Genomic DNA, 17831 nt, shown 5'->3' on the forward strand with positions numbered 1-17831 from the left:
TAATCCTTTTTTTCTTAGCGCCCCGCGGTGGCCTGCCTACTCGACGGCGTATATTAGCGCCAAATCACATACCCACACCCCTCTGATAGATTCGTTGATCACCGGCAGGATCGGCTCACGGAAGCAGAAATTTACTTAGGATAACCACGACATTTCCAAGTAACATGCCGTTTTATCATCGAATAAACTAAGCCATGGCATTCAGATAAATTGTACGTTTTTTCGGAGTGGTCTTTCACATTCTTATTTGCGATCCGTCTTCGATAGTAATTTTCTGTCTAGTAGTTGGCCTTCAATAAGATTGTAGATGGCGTCGAAGTCGGTATTTCGTGAAGATGCCTTGGTGATGCTGACCCGCTGAAGTGGCGCCACAAAACTCGGATTTTAACTTCCGGCAACTAGAGTTCATGAATAGAACGGCAGCCAGAATAGCTTTTCTGCACAATATACACTTACATGAGGGCAAATCTGACTGCATTAAGCTAGGTGCTGAGCCAGGCCATGTTCTCTGGCGTCGCAACCCAATTTTCTGTGGACACAGTGGGGAGGTGCTCTCTCATAACGATGTCATCCGCCAACGACATTGCCGACATCGGAGATGGTCGAACTAGGTTACCTGCTGGTCGCAGGCAGATTCTACCAGTGGCGGAAGTGACCGAGATGCGGTTCAACCAGCGTACTGAGGCACCGGCCCACGATCGGGACGATGCTCAGGCTGGCAACGACCCAGACTGAGGTGACAACGGACGGTTATCGGAAGCGCCGTCCTTGATTGCCCCGCCCGCCGGTGAACGTGCCCGCAGGATTTTTCCTCAAGTTCGACGTGCAAACGATCCCGCCACACCCTCATTGCGCAGAAGGATATGCGCGTCGAGGAGGCCCGCCATACGGCCTCGGTAGCACACCCTGTGCAGGTCCTTGGCGTGGATTGCCTCGCCAAGCCGGAGGCTTAGCTGCCTTATGCTCGCAAGGCCTTGATCCAAATGCGGTTTGCGTCATGCAAACAGACGAGGACAGTAGGCAAGCCTGCCCGTACCGTGACTTGGCATCCATACACGCAGAAGAAGCGAAACCAAGGTCATGAAGGCAGAGTCAAAAGCCCGCCACTTCCCGCGATTCGGGGACGGCACATGGTCGGGAGAGGCAGGATGAATCCGCATCTCGTGTGTGTGGGAGGCGAGGATCACGCCTTAAGAATTCCGTTCCTGATGTCGCTTCGCGAAAGGGGTTTTCGGGTTACCGCAGTCTCGAGTGGCGGTGAAACCGCGTTTTCGCGGCATGGCATTCCGCATCACCGCTATGGTTTCGACCGATTTGCCAGCGGCGGCAGCGGCGAGTGGGGCGCCATCCGAACGATTCGAAAATTAATGTCGGAACTGCGACCGGATGTTGTCCAAAGTTTCGACACCAAACCGAACCTGCTGACGCCACTTGCGGTGCGCGGGAAGGCTCCCGTCATCCGCACGATCAACGGTCTGGGCTGGACGTTCTCGTCGCAGGAGCCACGGGCTCTGGCCCTGCGTCCAATCTTTTGCGGACTGCAATGGCTTTCGTCCTTCTGGACGGCTGCGACGGTCTTCCAAAATCGGGACGATCAGGCCTTCTTTGAACGCTATCGACTGATCCGACGCGGCAGCGGGCGGCTGATCCGCAGTTCTGGAATCGACGTCGATGGGTTCGCCATGGCAAGGCATCTTGCCCCGTCAGCGGCGAAAATGCGCGAAGAGCTTGGACTCCAATCCGCCGAAGTCGTAATTTTTGTCGGCCGGCTGACCCGCCAGAAGGGTATCCCGACACTCCTCAAAGCAGTCCCGCACATCCTGTCCAAAAGGCCTAATGCGCGTTTCGTGCTTGTCGGCCCATGGGAATCCGAAGGGCCATTTGCCGTCGACAAATCGGACATCGATCGATATGCCCCCCATGTCATCGCCTTAGGCCCACGACGCGATGTTCCAGCCCTTCTTGGCGTGGCCGATCTGTTTGCCTTTCCGACACAATATCGGGAAGGGATTCCGCGCGTCCTGCTCGAAGCCGGACTGGCGGGATTGCCTATCGTCGCCTCAAGAATGCCTGGCTGCAATGACGTGGTTGAAGACGGATGGAACGGCTATCTCGTCCCACCGCACGATGCTGATGGCCTTGCGTGTCGAATAATAGACATCCTGTCCGACCGCGGTCGCGGAAAGATCATGGGCGGTCGTTCCGTCGAGCTTGTCCGGGAGCAGTTCGCGCTGCCGTGGGTAGTCGACCAGTATTGCGATCTCTACAAAAGTGTCCTTAGCGTCGAATCCCAAGGCGGTCTTGCTCGACCGGCGTCCTCGATCTTGCTTGAAGAGGATGCCGCAAGCCGCGGATTGGGTGGAGCACGCCGATGATCCGGGATGCGTTGCTGGCCTGCGGCCTTGCGATGGGCTATGCGACGCAGTTCGGTGTTCCGGGATTGCCCTTCGGATATACCGAATTGTTCTTATCACTTTGGATCATGCTGTCGATCGGGCGAGTAATCGCCGGTGGTCACTTGGAGGCCACGCCGGCTCTGTTCCGTCTTGCGACCTTCTGGCTGATCATGACGTTCACCCTGGCGGTCGGTGCGATTGTCGGCTTACTGACCACGGCGGTTCTGGACCTCTCGGCGCCGATTCACGACATAATGGCATACATGCTGTTGGCCAGCGTGACCTGCCTGGCTGCCGCAGAGCCCGACGCCGATCGCCACCTGCGCCGCACTGCCTGGTGGGTGATCTGGATAGCAAATGCATGCTTTACCTTTCAGCTGGCACTTGCGTGGGGTTGGATCCACCAACCCGGTGTCAATCCCTGGTTCTGGGATCGCTTCATCGGCTGGTCCGAGAATCCGAACCAAATTGCTATTTATTGCGCAATCTTTGGTCCGCTGGCTTTGCATCTTGCTACGACCACAAGCAGTCCATGGGGGAGGGTGATCGGGTTCAGCAGCCTTATTCTGACCGTCTATGTAGGTAGGCTGACAAAGAGTGATGCCTATCTTCTTACAGGCGTCCTGACCTGCCTGATATTTCTAGGACTGCGGGTTCGGACATGGCTCACGACCGGTGACAAGGGCAGCGTTTCCCGGCAAGTCGCCGTCCTCCTGATGGTCGGCTTCCTCCCCCTGGCGATGTCGATGACGCCCTACGTTCTCAGGGACATAAGCAGCATTGAAAATTTCGCCAAGAGCCTCAGCAAGGGGAGGGGCGGCGAGGATACCGCCGAAACCGCTACACTTCGCGTCAGGCTCTGGGGTAATGCAGTCTACAAGGGCGTGACGTCAGCGTCTCTTGGCCTTGGTCCTGGCCCGCATGTGGACCGCCCCTCGGTCGAATATCGGCAGTTTCTGCCCGAACCTTTCGAGGCTCACAACACGATCCTCGATCTATACACGCAAGGTGGTCTGATCGCGGTCCTGGCCCTGCTTTGGATCGTCGGCTCGGCGGCCATATCAGCATGGCGCGCGAAGCTCGATGCCCTTTTTGCGCTGGTGGTGGCGATCATGATTTACGGGTTTCCGCACCTGATCATCCGCCACCCGATCGTTTGGTTTGCGCTGACCCTCTGCCTTGTTGCCGGAACGCCCCGAGCAGTTTCGGCTACTTCCAGTAAAACTTCCAGGGATCTGGGGTGAATGGGATGTGTGGGATTGCCGGAATTCTTCTTGCACACGATGCGGCCAGTGCAAAGCCGCTGAGGGCTATAGCGCAAATGACGACAGCCCTTCGTCACCGTGGGCCTGATGGCGACGGCTTCTGGGCAGATCGTGAAGCCGGCGTTGCCTTCGGCCACAGGCGTTTGGCCATCGTCGACTTGTCAAAGGCGGGACACCAGCCGATGCATTCGGCAACTGGCCGATATGCCATCACCTTTAACGGCGAAATTTACAATTTCCAGGATCTGCGCCGCGAACTTGAAGGCGCGGGCCATTGTTTCCGCGGCACCAGCGATACCGAAGTCATGCTGTGCGCGATCGAGAATTGGGGACTCGACACCGCACTCAAGCGCTTTGCCGGCATGTTCGCGTTCGGATTGTGGGACCGGAAGACGAGGACCCTTCATCTCGCCCGCGACCGAATGGGCAAAAAACCGCTCTACGTTGCTTCAACACGCGACGCACTGGTTTTTGCCTCCGAGTTGAAGGCGATCAACCGTTTTCCAGCTTTCCGTCAGGAGATCGATCTCGATGCGGCGGCGGCGATGCTGTCGAGGGGATGGGTACCGGACAACAGGTGCATCTGGCAAGGGGTCTTCAAGCTGCCGCCCGGCTCGGTTCTGTCCCTGACGGCCGCAGATTTCGCCCACGCACGCAGTGCCGGGTCCCTTTCGAACCGCATCCGACAATGGTGGTCGCTGGCCGAGGTTGCCGAGAAAGGTCGGCAGGAACCAATCGCCGGCACCGATCAAGAACTGACAAATGAACTCGACAAGCTGCTGAGACTTGCGGTTCGGCAACGCATGGTCGCCGATGTGCCGCTGGGCGGCTTTCTATCTGGCGGCGTCGACAGCTCCGCTGTTGTAGCCCTGATGCAGGCTCAATCCTCAAAACCGGTGCGCACGTTCACGATCGCATTTGGAGAAGGCGGGTTTGATGAGGCACCCCACGCCGCTGAGGTCGCCCGGCATCTGGGCACCGACCATACCGAACTTCACCTTTCGCCCGCCTCCGCGCGCGATATCATCTCAGAACTGCCACAGACCTGGGACGAGCCGTTTGCAGACGAATCGCAGATACCAACTCTGCTCGTGGCGCGGCTGGCTCGCCAGCACGTTACGGTGGCTCTGTCGGGCGACGGTGGCGACGAATGCTTCGCCGGTTACGCTCGCCACCTCATGGCGGCCCGAGCTAAACGACAGCATGAGCTGCCGTTGCCGCTGCGTCAGACGCTTGCGACAGCTGTTGGATTGCTGGCCCGTGCAGCCCGTCACGAATTCGTCAGCAAGCTGCCGCTTTCAGCACATGCGCGGCATGCGCTGCGCAGCGACCGGCTGGATCGCCTGGCTCGGCTGCTCGCCGCGGCAGATGAGGATGAGCTGTATCAGCGGCTGACGGAATCATCGACCGAGAACCTCACCCATCACAGGCCGCCCATATCGATCAATGGTGCGCCGCAGCTGGATGGTCTGCTGTCACGTCTCCTGTACGAGGACATGGTCGGCTATCTGCCTGGCGACATACTGGTGAAGCTGGACCGCGCCAGCATGGCTAACAGCCTTGAGGGCCGATGCCCGCTTCTCGATCATCGGGTTGTCGACTTCGCCTGGCGGCTGCCGGCGGACGTAATGGTTCGCCACGGCAGAGGCAAGTGGATCCTTCGTCAGTTGCTGCATCGGTATGTTCCCAAGCGGCTGATCGACCGGCCAAAGCATGGCTTCGACGTCCCCATAGCAGTCTGGCTCAGAGGGCCGCTGCGTATCTGGGCCAGCGATCTGCTCGCCGATATCCGCCCGTCCGGCGACGGGATCTTCGACTTCGCAAAGGTCCAAACGTGCTGGCGAGATCACTTGGATGGAAGGCAGGATCATTCTCGTGATTTGTGGGCGGCGTTGATGTTCCAGGCCTGGCGCAACGAGGCCCGTCGGCCGCCGGCGCCCGCAACGGACCCGTATCGCGTACTCGAACTGGCAGGAGTATAAAATGGAAGGTTCCATAATCAGCCGCAAGCAACTTCCGCGCGCCACTGAGATGCACGTAACCGCGCACGAGACCAAGCCGCGCATGAGGCGGCCGCTGCGCGAACAGATGGACGCGCAGAGCTCAATCCATCAACTCCTCATTACCATCACTAGGAGAAAACGGTTCCTGCTCGCCATGGTGGTTCTGGGCGGTGTTTTGGCCGGGCTTGCGGGTTTTGCTGTCCCTGTCGGGTTCGAGGCGAGTACGCAAGTTATTCTCGATGCTCCAAGCAGGAATGGGCCCGCCGGCGCGGTACCTGCTCCGGAAATGTTGGATGCCAGCATTGACGACAATATAACCATGCTCTTGTCGCAAGGAAATCTGCGTCGCGTGATGGCAGAGCTGCGCAAGACGGAGGCTGGCGGCACTGCCGAACAAGGTGATGGCGGAACTGGAAGTTCTCGTCCCGACCCTGCTCGCGGCGGCCGGCCGATTTTGCGCTCATTTGCAGACGGCCTGCTGGCCGGAATTTGGCCGCAGGGCAAGCCGGAAGCTGCGGATGCGGCTGAACTAAAGGCGTTGCGAAAGGGCATGAGGGTTGGGCAGGAACTGCGATCGAGAGTCATCAGCATAGGCTTTACCGATCCCGATCCGGCGCGAGCCGCCATGGTGGCTAATACGTTCGCCCGATTGTATATCGACGATCTCGCGAAGAGACGCCAGGCAGCGGATAGACTGGAACTCACCTCGATAGTCGCGGCTCTGCCGGGCGTACAACGCGATCTGGCAGAAGCGACCGATCGTCTGGAAAAGTATCGGCTGAGCCATGGTGCAGTCGACCAAGGTGCTGCGGACAACGCCGCCAAGGAGACGGCTGAACTCAGCCAGCAGATTTCCTTGTCGAAAGCGGATCTCTCCGCCACGGAATCTCGCCTTCAACATATTCAGGAGCTGCGAAAGGAGGGGGCATCGGTTGCCTCGCTCGCTCAAGCTATCGGATCGCCGGCGCTGGCCGACCTGGCGGCTCGCCAGGCCAATGACACGGCAGATAAAAATCTGAGTGATGCGATCAACCGCGAGATCGAACAAGGCACTGCTCGTATCGCTGCGGAAGCCAGCATCTACCGGGCCCAGATTGCAGCTCTGGAAAGTCGCAAGAATGTGCTCGACGCGGTTGTGGCCGACACGGCCGGCCGGCTGTCCGGGCTGCGTGCACTCGAGCCGCAGGTCAGTATCTTGACGGAACGATACAACCAGCTTCTGACCCAACAACAGGACTTGATACGGCGCATCGCAACTCCCTCGGCCGGAGTGTCGGTCCTTTCGGCGGCATGGCCGCCGACGGTTCCTAAGACCCTGTCGCCGATTTTCCTTATTCCACCTGGTATGGTTGTGTTTGGGCTTCTTGGCGGGGTCTTCGTTGTCGTTCGCAACCGCCTCGATCAGACTTTGCGGGGCGAGGCCGAAGCTGAGGCAGCGCTCGGGGTTCCGTGCTTGGGGCTGATACCACAAGCTGCCACAATGCACGCCAAACGGCTGAAGCAGCTGGTTTTAGGCCAGCAGAAGTCCAGATACAGCCGCGCCGTGACATCCCTACTTGTCGCCGCAGCACCCAAGCAAGCGAGGGATCGCTCGTCGCACATCATTCTCGTAACGTCCAGCGTCCAGGATGATGGCAAGACCGAGCTTGCATGGAGCTTGGCCTTGGCAGCCACCCGACTGGGGGGCCGAGTGCTTTTCCTCGATCTTGACCGCACGGGCGCCCGCCTCACGAACGAATTCCTGGATGAATTCGCGGCGCTCAAGCCACACAACTTTTTCGGGGACTATGTGAGTGAACGCTGTGCCTTGCACGATGCGATCGCGGGAATGCCTGAAATCGGAATCGACTTCATGGCTCTCGCACCGTCGGAGGATCTGCTGGCGTCGCTGTCCACGGTCGACAGTTCCGTGTTCACGGATGAGCTGCACTCGATCTACAGCGTCGTCATCATAAATGGACCGCTGGGACTTGGAGGGCCGGAGGCCGGGCTTCTGACGGGCTGGGCTGATGCGGTTCTTTTCGCCATTCGCTGGGGCAGGACGCGACGCAGTATCGCGCGCGGTGTTTTGGAAACGCTTGCTAGCGATGCGTCAGATTCGGCCCCTGTGGGGAGCGTTCTCACGCAGGTCAATCTCAAGAAGCACGCCGGCTACCAGTTCGGGGACAGCGCTGATCTTTTGCTCGAGGAAACATCATGAGCGTCACAAGCGGACTTCGAAGCAACGATGGTTGCGGAAATCGCGCGGGTATCGCCACGATCGGATTGGACCCATGATCATTGAACTCTTCGGACCGCCTGGATCCGGCAAGAGGACCTTTGCTCACGCCCTTGCCCGGCGACTGCGGGAGGAGGGGTACCACGCCAAGGTTGCCCTCAGTCACCGGCCTCGCCAGAGGGGGTCGAGCGTCGATCTCGGGATCTTCCTGGCTATTTTCAGGATCATATCGGCGATATTTTCAACATTGAAAATCCTGCTTTCTCCGAGAGGCAGGATCAAGGATCTTTCAACGTCCCTTTCCATGATAAGAGTGATGCCGCCAGACAAAAGAATATGGCGGGCCCGGCTCTGGCAGCACATATTGAAGCTTTCGCGCCGCTGGGATGAGGCCAAGCAATCCAGAGAAGTAGTCATATTCGATCAGGGCTACGTCCAGGCGATTGCGTCGCTGGCAATGTTCAATGGAACCGCAGACAAGGTTGCGATGGCAAAGGCACTCAGTCTCGCGCCCGCAGCTGATTTCACGCTCAGAGTTGTTGCACCACGCGCGATCGTGGAGACGCGCTTGCAGCAGCGGATGGAGCATGAAGCGCCTGCGGAGCGAATTTTCGAGGCAGATTTTGACACAAACATGCGCAGTTTTGGGGTATTTCAAAGCATAAATGACATTCTCGTTGGGTCCGACCGAAAAGTCATTCCGATCCACACTCTCAACGATCAGTCCTCGTTAGAAGGCATTCAGCGTGTTGAGCGGAAGATAATCTCGAAAATTTTGCAAGCCGGGGGTGGACCTGCGGCCAAAGGCAGCCAAGGCCATGAGATACCCGACGCTGACCACGACTGTAATGATATGAAGACCGCAAAAACTTCCGCGGCCTCTCTTGCCGCCGGGGATATAGTTTTGTCCCACAACAAAGACATGGGCCGGAGTCTCGGCTACGCCAGCATCTTCGCTCTTTTGATCTATATCGGTGGTGCGGGGTTGACCAGCTTGGCGCAGTTGTTGATTGCGCGACTCGTCGGTTCCACCAGCTATGGCATCTATTCCTATGTTCTGGCCTGGACCTCCGTGCTTGGCTATCTTGCAACGCTTGGTTTCAATGTCTCCCTACTGCGCTTCGTGTCCGCCTACAGGGCAAACGGGCGGCTTGACCTGGCACATGGTGTCGTCAGGTTTGCTCTGCAAAGATCGCTGGCGGCGGCGACACTGTTCGGCATGATCGGCGCTGCTCTGATCTATTTCTTTTCAGATCCTTCTCACAAGGAACTTGAAATCAGCCAGCTCCTTGGCATGGCAGCAGTGCCTTTGGTCACCGCCTCCGCGTTGGGTGCAGCACTTATTCGTGCCTTCGGCGGTGGTGTCTCAGCCCTCCTGCCGGAACGCATCGTACGCGACGGCCTGTTGTTGATGTTGCTGGGAGTCGCGGCCTTTTCCGGATCATGGACCCTCAACGCACCCCTGGTGATGCAAGCGGTGCTGGCAAGTTCGGGCATCACGGTCGGACTGGTGTTCATCATGGCGACAAGGTTTCAGCCGCCCGGCTTGCGGCAGACTCAGCCCAGCGATGCGTCGCATGAGTGGTGGGCGGCGGTTCCGCCAATCATGCTCATGGCCGGGCTCGATGTTTTCATCAGTCGGGCCGGGGTAATGGTGCTGGGTTGGACAGGTCATATTCGAGACGCGGGAATCTTCGCCTTGGGACTGAATGTGGCGTTGCTTGTGAGTCTCGCCCTCGTTGCTGTCGGCGTGATGTTTTCGCCTGCAGCGGCTGCCCTTCACACCCGAGGCGATCGGAAGGGTTTGCAGCAGTTATTTTCGCGAGCCGCCATACTTTCCTCTGCCGGCGCCATAGCGATGGCCATCCCGCTGGTTGTGATCGTTAAACCTCTCATGAACTGGTTCGGTGAGGATTTCAGCACAGGAGCACCCATCGCGCGGGTACTGATGCTCGGATATGTCTTTGTGGCGCTGTGCGGACCCCAGCTGAATCTCTTGACCATGACCGGAAACGAATGGGCAGCAGCAGCCGCCATGATCGTTGGCGCAGTCGCCGGTATCATAGGCTGTGCGGCAGGAATCGAGCTTTACGGTCCGCTGGGTGCTGCAGTGGGCCTGGCGCTTGCATTGGCCGTTTGGAACTTGGCGATGGCGATCTATATCAGAAAACGACTGAAGATCATGCCTGCGCTGATCTTTGCGCTAACGTCACTCAGAACAGGTGCAGTCGACGGCCAGCACCAGCAACGGTATTGGTTCTTGCGCTGACCTGAGATTTTCGGAGCTGGATTCCAAATTGGGCCCCTCCAGAATTGATGCGGAGCCGACAGCATTGTGAAGGTCGCTGACGTTACTCACTCCTTGACCCGCATGCCTATGTGAGGTCGAACATCGTGGCGTTTCTCAATGTGCTTGAGGGCTGCTGGCACTTCGGCATTGATCACCTCGTTTACGCCTCGTCGAGCCCGACCATACCGTTTTCCGAGCACCATTGCGCCGCATCGCATCTGCAATATCGGCATTGACCGGCCAGAAGAGATCAGCTGGCTGATTCAATCATCGAGACGGCTGGCCAGCGATGTACCTTTGCCGCCGCGAAGTTTCTGGACACTCGCGCCGGCGCACGCCGGCCCTGAGCGGCGAGGTGCACAAAGTGTGACGGCTGAAAGTTTGACAACAGCAGCTGAAGGCGCGCCGAGTCCGCCAGATCCATTCGCAGCGGGGTGAACCCCGGCTCGGCACAGAGGCGTGCAAAACCAGCTTCGTTAGTGTTGGATCATAAAAAGGGGTGTGAAATTGTCGACGTTCACGACCTCGATTCCGTGCCGCCCAAGCTACAAGGCCACGTGATAGCCAAGGAAGCCGGTGACGAGGATCGAACCTGCCCGGGCTAGTTCCACCGCGGAGCGGGTCTGATCGCGATCAAACGGATTCCATCTTCAGCGCGCGGAAAGAGCAGACTGGTTGTGTGGATCATTGTTTAACCGGTGGTCCCCGCCGCGGACGCTGTACGCCGGCGCATCGAAGCCAGCCGTAGTTGGGCAACTATGTTGGAGCGGCTCCAAATTCCGGTCGCCTGAATCCTGGTGGATGCCGACGCCCGGCGCCTGGGAACCAGACCATGGTCCCGAAAAGCGCAAACCGGGCTTCAGGAAAGATCATGGTAAAATAACAAGTTAGGGTTCCATCCCGTTCTATCGGGATGGAACATGCTCTAGGCGGCGGCCCTTACGGCAACACCGAAATGCGCCCCAGAAGAGCCACCAGTTCCGCCTGACGTCTCGTTTCGGTCTTGGCGAATAGCGAGGCAAGCTGGGAGCGGATCGTGGTGCGGCTGAGGCGCCAACTGCGGGCGATCTCCAACGGCGCATCGCCCTGAGCCAAGCGCAGCGCAAGGTGCGTTTCCGCGCTCGTCAAGCCAAACATCCTTTGCAGTGTCTGAGGATTTGGCCCCGACCTGTTCTCACGGTCCAGCAATGCCACAATGCTCGTTCCGTCAGGAGCGATAAGGCCGTTCTCTTTCAGTATCACCGGCCTGTCGCTTCTGCTGCGGATCACCACCCAAGACAGTGAGCCCGGCAGGAAATGGGCCGGAACATTTGCGATCAGCCGCCTTAGGGCTATCGAAAGCTCACCGGCTGTATCAGCCGCTTCGCCCTGGCGCTCCAGTGTGGTTTGGGCGGCTGCGTTCCATTCGATTACTTTTCTTTCGCGGTTCAGTACGAGATATCCGCAGCCGATGCGATCGAGCATGCCGGTGATGGATTCCAGGCTGCGTTTCTTTGGTTCGTCGCCCTCTGCGTCCGGCCGATCTGATGCTCGAGCTGAAGGATAAGTATACGAGGGCCGCGTCATCTGCGTGCCGGCGTTATACTTGGTCCCTATTGTAATGTATCGTTTGCCCGCAACGATATCGCTATGTCTATCGATCAGAGTCATTTTTCAACCTCCCCAAGTTTCACAGCCCGAAAATAAGTTGTTCGGGAGTTACATACAGTCTTCTATGCATAGGGCTCGCAAAAACGGGCCCTATTACGTTGAAACTCGATATATTCTGAGGAGTTCTGACCAAGTCATGCCTCCCCCCGTCGGTTAAAATGCGCGCTGTGATAGTGGTATGGCAATCCGGCAGTCGGACTAGGTTGTACGTTTTTTGCTCTAGTCTCGACGGCCTAGTCAAATGGTTGTAGTCTACGCCTATGAACTCGCAGTCGCGCAGGCCGGATTCGAACCCATCGGGCAGACTGCTAACTCATGTGGCCTCCGCATTGGTACTGGCTGCTACACTGATATTTGAAACAAAAGCGTCAGTATATATTGGGGAAGGTTCGAGTTTTCTGGAATTTATTCCAGCTATTATAATCATTTCCTACCTTGAAGACCGTGGGCCTGCCCTTGCGGCGACAATCCTGATGGTGGCTGCCGGCCTGTGGGCACGAAGCACCCTGCATGGTCAGATCTCCGGCGAAGATTGGGCGCGCGCCATTCTGCTTGTGGTTTCGGGCGGCGTGATTGCCATGACGTTCCATCGGCTGCGGCAGGACTTGCGTGAGCTGCTGGAAGTAGCGGAAGCCAGACTCGCTGCCGTCGAAGCAACCGAAAACCGCTACCGTTGGGCTTTCGAACGCGCCGCCATGGGATTCGCAAACACCAACGAGAGAGGTGAGCTGCTGCAATCCAACAGACGCCTCAGTGAGATGACTGGCTACGAGGAGGAGGAGCTTGCCCAATTGCGGCTCGAGACACTCGTTCATCCGGACGACCGTGATGCCATGGCGCAGTTGCTGGCGGGCCTGGGTAACGACTCTGCTTCGTTCGCTTCGGAGGTGCGTCTGTTAAGAAAGAACGGTTCGGCATTCTGGGCGCGGCTAACCCTGTCTTCATCCGTGCCCGACGGGGTTCTCTCAGAGAGCATCTTCGTGGTGGTCGACGATATCTCGGAACGACGAGCCGTACACGAAGCGCTTCGGGCTCAGAAGGAGTGGCTGGATCTCGCTTTGTCTGCCGGACGCCTGGCCACGTGGCGGATCGACCTTAAAGACAGGATCGTCACCGGCTCCGGCACGTTCTGGGACATTCTCGGCCTGCCCCCGGCCGCTAGCCGCCGTTTGGACGAACTGTCAGCCGTCATTCATCCGGCGGACTGGCCAAAGCTGGTAGCATCGAGAAAGCTCGCATCAATCACGAATTACGACGTCGAGATTCGCGTCCGACGACCGGACGGACATATCCGCTGGGTTGCCCTGCGCGGAAGGGAAGAGAAATACGATGATCGTCTACAGCGGCTCGGCGTGGCCGCCGACCTGACCGAGCGACGACAAACCACGCTGCTACGCGCCGCGGCAAAGAAGCGGGAGCGCATTATGCTCGAACAACGCCACAGGTTCAGCAACCTATTCCCTGTGATCACGGCGCTGGTGAACATGGTCGATGTTCCCGAGAACAATGTCGCCAAGTACAAGGAGACGCTCGTCGACCGGATTCGTGCGCTCGAAGCAACGCATCTGCTGCTTTCACGCAACGGCAATGCGTCGGGGTTGCTCCACGATCTCGTTGTCCAGGAGTTGCAGCCGTATATGGGGACACGCGACATATCGGTCAGCGGTCCTTCCGTTGTGATATCAGGCGGCGCCGCCGAAAGCTTCGCGATGATTGTTCACGAGCTTGCGACCAATTCCTTGAAACATGGAGCGCTTGGCGATTCAAAAGGCCGGATCGAGGTAAATTGGACGTTCGCGTCTGACGCAGGCAGCGACATCGTGTTCGAATGGGTGGAATCGGGGCGACGGCGAACTTCAAAAGTTGTCCGTCATGGTTTCGGTTCCATGATACTCGGAGTGGATGGGGCGCCGCTTGTCGGTTACTCGCCCAAGTTGGAAATGTCGGATCACGGGCTGCGATATTCGCTGCGGCTGTCGCGCAAGGAAATCGGCCCATAACGCATCGGCACAAAAACGGCCTCGTTTCTAGAAGCCGTAATGCGTAGATTCAAGTTTTAGAGCGTCCCTTGCGCGCCCAAAAAAGATGCGGCGCTCTAATTAATATCCCTGGTTAGCCAAGTCTTCAGCATAACGGCAGCTTCTGTCCGATTCCGGACCCCAAGCTCACGCAGAACCGCAGCGGCATGAATTTTCGTCGTCGCTTCGGCGATTTCCAGATCGCGCGCAATTTCCTTATTCGAATACCCTTCCGCCATCAGCTTGAGGACCTCCTTTTGTCTCGAGGTCAGCCTGCCAAGATTGCCAGTGGTGGTACGTCGATGTGGGATATGCTCGGACGGAGTAGGTACGTGAGTTGCTTGTGCGGCTCCGGGGCGCGACAGAAGTGCAGGGACGTAGATGCGGCCCGAAAGGATTTCGTTGACGGCCATGACGACCTCCTCGTCTCTTTGGGACTTTACGATATAGCCGTGAAGGCCGATCGACAGAGCCGTGAGTATCTCCGAGCGTGAATCATTCCCGGAAACGATCGCAAAGCGTGTATCCGGATAAGCCGACAGAATGCCGCTGAGCACTTCCTGATTGAACAATCCCGGCATGTTCAGGTCCAGGATCGCAAGATCAACTGACGCCTGTTCCGCCAGCAGACTGAGTACGGCATCGAAACACGACGCCTCAAATATTTCCACACCTGGAATGCCTGCGGTCAGTGCCAATCGCAAGCCACGACGATACAAGCCGTGATCGTCGGCGATGACGATTCGATACATTGAACTACCCCAACGAATCCTGGAATGATTGAACGGTGATGGCCTTAAAGTCGTGGCCGACCACTCGTCGATTCATCCAGTCAACACCTGCGATGCCCCAACACCGCAAGCGTCAGATTGCTAATATAATCCTAAATGACGGGAAACGCTCCTCTTATTTTTTGAATCCCGCGAACGGAGCCGGCTGACCTGTCGAACATTCGTTCTCAGCCTCCAAGACCCGTGTCCCAACAGCTCGCTTCGATGCCGATACCGCGCAATCGCCGGGTTGTCCTGGGTCGTTCCGGCGATTGATGGATGCTAGGCTCATTGTAAGCACTCTTCGGGTTTTGTCGGTCTTGTGGCCCCAAGCTGATCCAAGAACTGATCGCTGAAGCGCGCTCCGAGCCTGCCTCTGCGACACGCGCCAGCCTTCGTCGATCGGCACGGTTATTGAATACCAGAATGTCTGAATCGCTACCATTCGAATGCACGACGACATCCCCCCCGACGGCCACATACCATCTAGCTACAATGTCCGGATCAGGGCCGGCGGGAAACCTCACCGGTCCTTTAAGAGAACAAGAACGGGCTTTCCGGATGCTGTGGCGTAACGATGGCGTTCAGGTCGAGTGAACATGGGAGGACCAGATGAAAGCAGTGATTCAATGTGGTGGAATGGGGACACGCCTTCGCCCCTTCACATCGGTCTTGCCGAAACCGCTCATGCCGATCGGTGCTCGACCGGTTCTTGAGATGCTTCTGAAATGGCTGCGACGCAATGGCATCCAAGAGGTCTACATCACAACCGGGTATCTCGGCCACTTGATCCGCACCGTATGCGGAGATGGCTCGCAGTGGAACCTGAAAATTCGATACACGCAAGAAATGGAGCCGCTGGGCACCATCGGACCGCTCTCCTTGATCAGAGATGAGCTGACAGAACCATTCATAGTCCTCAACGGCGATGTCCTTACCGATCTAAGCCTCAGTCGATTTGTGGCAGCGCACCGCAAGCACACCGATCCGGTGACGATCGCGACAGCTTGCCGCCTGATCAAAATGGACTTCGGAGTCATAGACGAAGTCGACAACACCGTGCAGATCTTTCGCGAGAAGCCGACGCTTTCGCACCTGGTCAGCATGGGAATCTACTGCATGAATCCAGACGTTCTGCAGTTTATTCCATCTGGCATTCCCTTCGGGTTTGACGACCTGATGCTGCAGATGATGCAGAACGGTACAACTGTCCACGTGTACAAGCATGATGGCCTCTGGCTCGATATTGGGCGCGTCGACGATTTCCAGAATGCACAAGCCATTTCCTGGGAAGACCAGTCGGCCTCGATCGAGGTCACTGCCACGGCCGCATGACGAGATCGCCAAGCCGATCCACAGTCCAACAGTCTAGGAGGTTATGATGCTCTTGGTCAGTGCCCCAATTTTGGGTGTGCCGGAGAAGGCAGCTTTGTCCAAGGTCATCGATAGCGGCTGGCTGACCATGGGAGAGCAGGTGAGAGCCTTTGAAGAGGCTTTTGCCCACATGCACGGTGCAGAGGATTGCGTCGCGGTCAATTCTTGTACTGCAGCGCTTCATCTCATTCTACATGCACTCGGTATCGGACCAGGCGACGAAGTGCTGGTCCCGTCAATGACCTTTGTGGCGACCGCAAACGCGGTTCTCTACGTCGGTGCCACTCCGGTCTTTGTCGATATCGAATCGGCCGACGTGCCGCTGATGTCGATCGTGGAAGCTGAAGCGCGATGCACTGCGCGCACCAAGGCGGTCATTCTCGTACATTTTGCCGGCTATCTCGCCAATCGGGAAGAATGGCAGAAGTTCGCTCGTGCCCGAGGGCTGCAGATCATCGAGGATGCCGCGCATGCGCCCGGCCTGAAGGAGGTAGGTACATTTGGTGCCGCGGCCGCCTTCAGCTTCTATGGCAACAAGAATATGACCACGGCGGAAGGTGGGGCCGTGATTGCCCGAGATCCCAAGCTGCTTGAGACAATCCGCCAGGCCCGTGGGCACGGCATGACCACAGGGACACATCAGAGGCTGAACAGTCGCACGCCGCAGTACGATGTCACCATGCTCGGATTCAACTATCGCATGGATGAAATGCGCGCTGCAATCGGACTGGTCCAGCTGCAGAATTTGCAGGAGTGGAACGAGATCAGGCGTATTCTGGTCATGCTGTATCGACGTCTGATCGCAAAACATTGTCCGGCCGTGACAGTTCCGTTCCACGAGCCGCGGACGTCCGCCTATCATATCATGCCCGTCCTTTTGCCGCGTTACGCTGACAGGCAAGACGTCATCGATGAATTGCGCAGGCAAGGAATACAAACCACCATCCACTATCCGCCGGTGCACCAGATGACGCTTTATCGTGAGCTTTTCCCCGGCACATATTTGCCGCGGACAGAGGACTTTGCCCAGCGTGAGCTCACGGTGCCACTGCATCCCCAGATCACCGCACCTGTCGTCGAGTCAGTGGCGGCTGCTCTTGCCGCTGCAGTCCACAGTTGCGCCCAAGCAGGAACAGCAGCATGAATGCCTTGGATTTATCCATCCATCGATCTGTTGTCTCAAGCGTCGCCCATGGGTTTGCGAGACGAGCAATTGATCTCGTGATCGCCACAGCAGCCGCCATAGTCTTCGCTCCGCTGATGCTGGTGATCGCCTTGGCGCTCTTACTGGAAGGCGGCCGGCCTATCTTCTTTATGCAGACCCGCGTGGGTGCCGGTGGGCGGCCGTTCCGCATGTACAAGTTCCGCAAATTCGCGGTGCGATGCGATCCCGGTGGCTTGGCGCTGACCATGGCCGGCGACAGCCGCATGACGAGAATAGGTCGGTTCCTCGCCCTCACCAAGTTCGATGAGCTCCCGCAACTGTGGAATGTCATCAGAGGCGAGATGGCAATTGTCGGGCCGCGGCCGGAGAGCCTTGTCTTTGCCGATTGTTTCCGCAGTGGCTTTGAGGCTGTTCTACAATACAAGCCGGGCTTGTTGGGTCCGGCCCAGGTTCTCTTCCGGCATGAGGCCAATTTCTATCCGCGATCCGCGGATCCGGTACTGTTCTACCGCGAGGTTCTGTTTCCTGCCAAGGCCAGGATCGACCTCTCCTACTATCCACAGCGCACGATCGCCGCTGACATCATCTGGATGATGCGCGGCTTTCTGGCGGTTCTCGGCTTGGCCTCGCGGTCGCCGATCGGCCTGGTCCCGCCGCCACCAATCGGCATGTGAGAACATGC

At 57.8% G+C, this 17831-nt stretch carries 11 protein-coding genes and 1 pseudogene; 10 read left to right on the forward strand and 2 right to left on the reverse strand.

What is annotated here, in order from left to right:
- Nucleotides 1-1148: 1148 nt before the first annotated feature.
- The 6 genes and pseudogenes from ACWUKX_RS17140 to ACWUKX_RS17165 form a co-directional block, all read left to right on the forward strand.
- The gene (locus ACWUKX_RS17140) at nucleotides 1149-2375 is read left to right on the forward strand and encodes a glycosyltransferase family 4 protein (protein ID WP_456008188.1); all 1227 of its coding nucleotides are present in this window, start codon (nucleotides 1149-1151) and stop codon (nucleotides 2373-2375) included.
- Complete coding sequence (locus tag ACWUKX_RS17145; RefSeq protein ID WP_456008064.1) at nucleotides 2372-3640, forward strand: O-antigen ligase family protein; 1269 nt, start codon at nucleotides 2372-2374, stop codon at nucleotides 3638-3640. The genes ACWUKX_RS17140 and ACWUKX_RS17145 overlap by 4 nt, the downstream gene beginning before the upstream one ends.
- A 5-nt stretch (nucleotides 3641-3645) precedes the next feature.
- The gene (asnB, locus tag ACWUKX_RS17150) at nucleotides 3646-5643 is read left to right on the forward strand and encodes an asparagine synthase (glutamine-hydrolyzing) (RefSeq protein ID WP_456008065.1); all 1998 of its coding nucleotides are present in this window, start codon (nucleotides 3646-3648) and stop codon (nucleotides 5641-5643) included.
- A 1-nt stretch (nucleotide 5644) separates the two neighbouring features.
- Nucleotides 5645-7864: a GumC family protein gene (locus ACWUKX_RS17155; RefSeq protein WP_456008066.1), complete on the forward strand. Its 2220-nt coding sequence runs from the start codon at nucleotides 5645-5647 to the stop codon at nucleotides 7862-7864.
- A gap of 73 nt (nucleotides 7865-7937) precedes the next feature.
- Nucleotides 7938-10151 carry an oligosaccharide flippase family protein gene (locus ACWUKX_RS17160; RefSeq protein ID WP_456008067.1) on the forward strand — a complete coding sequence of 738 codons (2214 nt, stop codon included), beginning with the start codon at nucleotides 7938-7940 and terminating at the stop codon, nucleotides 10149-10151.
- An 80-nt stretch (nucleotides 10152-10231) separates the two neighbouring features.
- Nucleotides 10232-10381 (forward strand): annotated as a pseudogene (locus tag ACWUKX_RS17165) (UDP-glucuronate 5-epimerase); the annotation flags it as partial.
- 730 nt (nucleotides 10382-11111) lie between these two features.
- Here ACWUKX_RS17165 and ACWUKX_RS17170 read toward each other — a convergent pair.
- Complete coding sequence (locus ACWUKX_RS17170) at nucleotides 11112-11822, reverse strand: helix-turn-helix transcriptional regulator (RefSeq protein ID WP_456008068.1); 711 nt, start codon at nucleotides 11820-11822, stop codon at nucleotides 11112-11114.
- 317 nt (nucleotides 11823-12139) lie between these two features.
- Between ACWUKX_RS17170 and ACWUKX_RS17175 the strand changes: the two genes are divergently transcribed.
- Entirely contained in the window at nucleotides 12140-13822 is a 1683-nt protein-coding gene (locus ACWUKX_RS17175) for a PAS domain S-box protein (protein WP_456008069.1), read from the forward strand.
- A gap of 95 nt (nucleotides 13823-13917) precedes the next feature.
- Here ACWUKX_RS17175 and ACWUKX_RS17180 read toward each other — a convergent pair whose 3' ends face one another.
- Nucleotides 13918-14592: a LuxR C-terminal-related transcriptional regulator gene (locus tag ACWUKX_RS17180; protein ID WP_127208686.1), complete on the reverse strand. Its 675-nt coding sequence runs from the start codon at nucleotides 14590-14592 to the stop codon at nucleotides 13918-13920.
- A gap of 630 nt (nucleotides 14593-15222) precedes the next feature.
- Between ACWUKX_RS17180 and ACWUKX_RS17185 the strand changes: the two genes are divergently transcribed.
- The 3 genes from ACWUKX_RS17185 to ACWUKX_RS17195 are packed head-to-tail and all read left to right on the forward strand — an operon-like array spanning nucleotide 15223 to nucleotide 17823.
- A complete protein-coding gene (locus ACWUKX_RS17185; RefSeq protein ID WP_029352700.1) occupies nucleotides 15223-15945 on the forward strand; it encodes a nucleotidyltransferase family protein in 723 nt (240 codons plus the stop codon).
- A 46-nt stretch (nucleotides 15946-15991) separates the two neighbouring features.
- The gene (locus ACWUKX_RS17190) at nucleotides 15992-17128 is read left to right on the forward strand and encodes a DegT/DnrJ/EryC1/StrS family aminotransferase (protein ID WP_065009619.1); all 1137 of its coding nucleotides are present in this window, start codon (nucleotides 15992-15994) and stop codon (nucleotides 17126-17128) included.
- The gene (locus ACWUKX_RS17195; protein WP_456008071.1) at nucleotides 17125-17823 is read left to right on the forward strand and encodes a sugar transferase; all 699 of its coding nucleotides are present in this window, start codon (nucleotides 17125-17127) and stop codon (nucleotides 17821-17823) included. Before ACWUKX_RS17190 ends, ACWUKX_RS17195 begins: the two co-directional genes overlap by 4 nt.
- The last annotated feature ends 8 nt before the right edge of the window (nucleotides 17824-17831 follow it).

Source organism: Mesorhizobium sp. f-mel (genome assembly GCF_053850215.1).

Bases quoted from the DNA above. Each gene is read 5' to 3' on its own strand.
- ACWUKX_RS17155 (WP_456008066.1), top strand. From the start codon at position 5,645: ATGGAAGGTTCCATAATCAGCCGCAAGCAACTTCCGCGCGCCACTGAG.
- asnB (WP_456008065.1), top strand. From the start codon at position 3,646: ATGTGTGGGATTGCCGGAATTCTTCTTGCACACGATGCGGCCAGTGCA.
- ACWUKX_RS17140 (WP_456008188.1), top strand. From the start codon at position 1,149: ATGAATCCGCATCTCGTGTGTGTGGGAGGCGAGGATCACGCCTTAAGA.
- ACWUKX_RS17170 (WP_456008068.1), bottom strand. From the start codon at position 11,822: ATGACTCTGATCGATAGACATAGCGATATCGTTGCGGGCAAACGATAC.
- ACWUKX_RS17190 (WP_065009619.1), top strand. From the start codon at position 15,992: ATGCTCTTGGTCAGTGCCCCAATTTTGGGTGTGCCGGAGAAGGCAGCT.
- ACWUKX_RS17195 (WP_456008071.1), top strand. From the start codon at position 17,125: ATGAATGCCTTGGATTTATCCATCCATCGATCTGTTGTCTCAAGCGTC.
- ACWUKX_RS17145 (WP_456008064.1), top strand. From the start codon at position 2,372: ATGATCCGGGATGCGTTGCTGGCCTGCGGCCTTGCGATGGGCTATGCG.
- ACWUKX_RS17185 (WP_029352700.1), top strand. From the start codon at position 15,223: ATGAAAGCAGTGATTCAATGTGGTGGAATGGGGACACGCCTTCGCCCC.
- ACWUKX_RS17180 (WP_127208686.1), bottom strand. From the start codon at position 14,592: ATGTATCGAATCGTCATCGCCGACGATCACGGCTTGTATCGTCGTGGC.
- ACWUKX_RS17160 (WP_456008067.1), top strand. From the start codon at position 7,938: ATGATCATTGAACTCTTCGGACCGCCTGGATCCGGCAAGAGGACCTTT.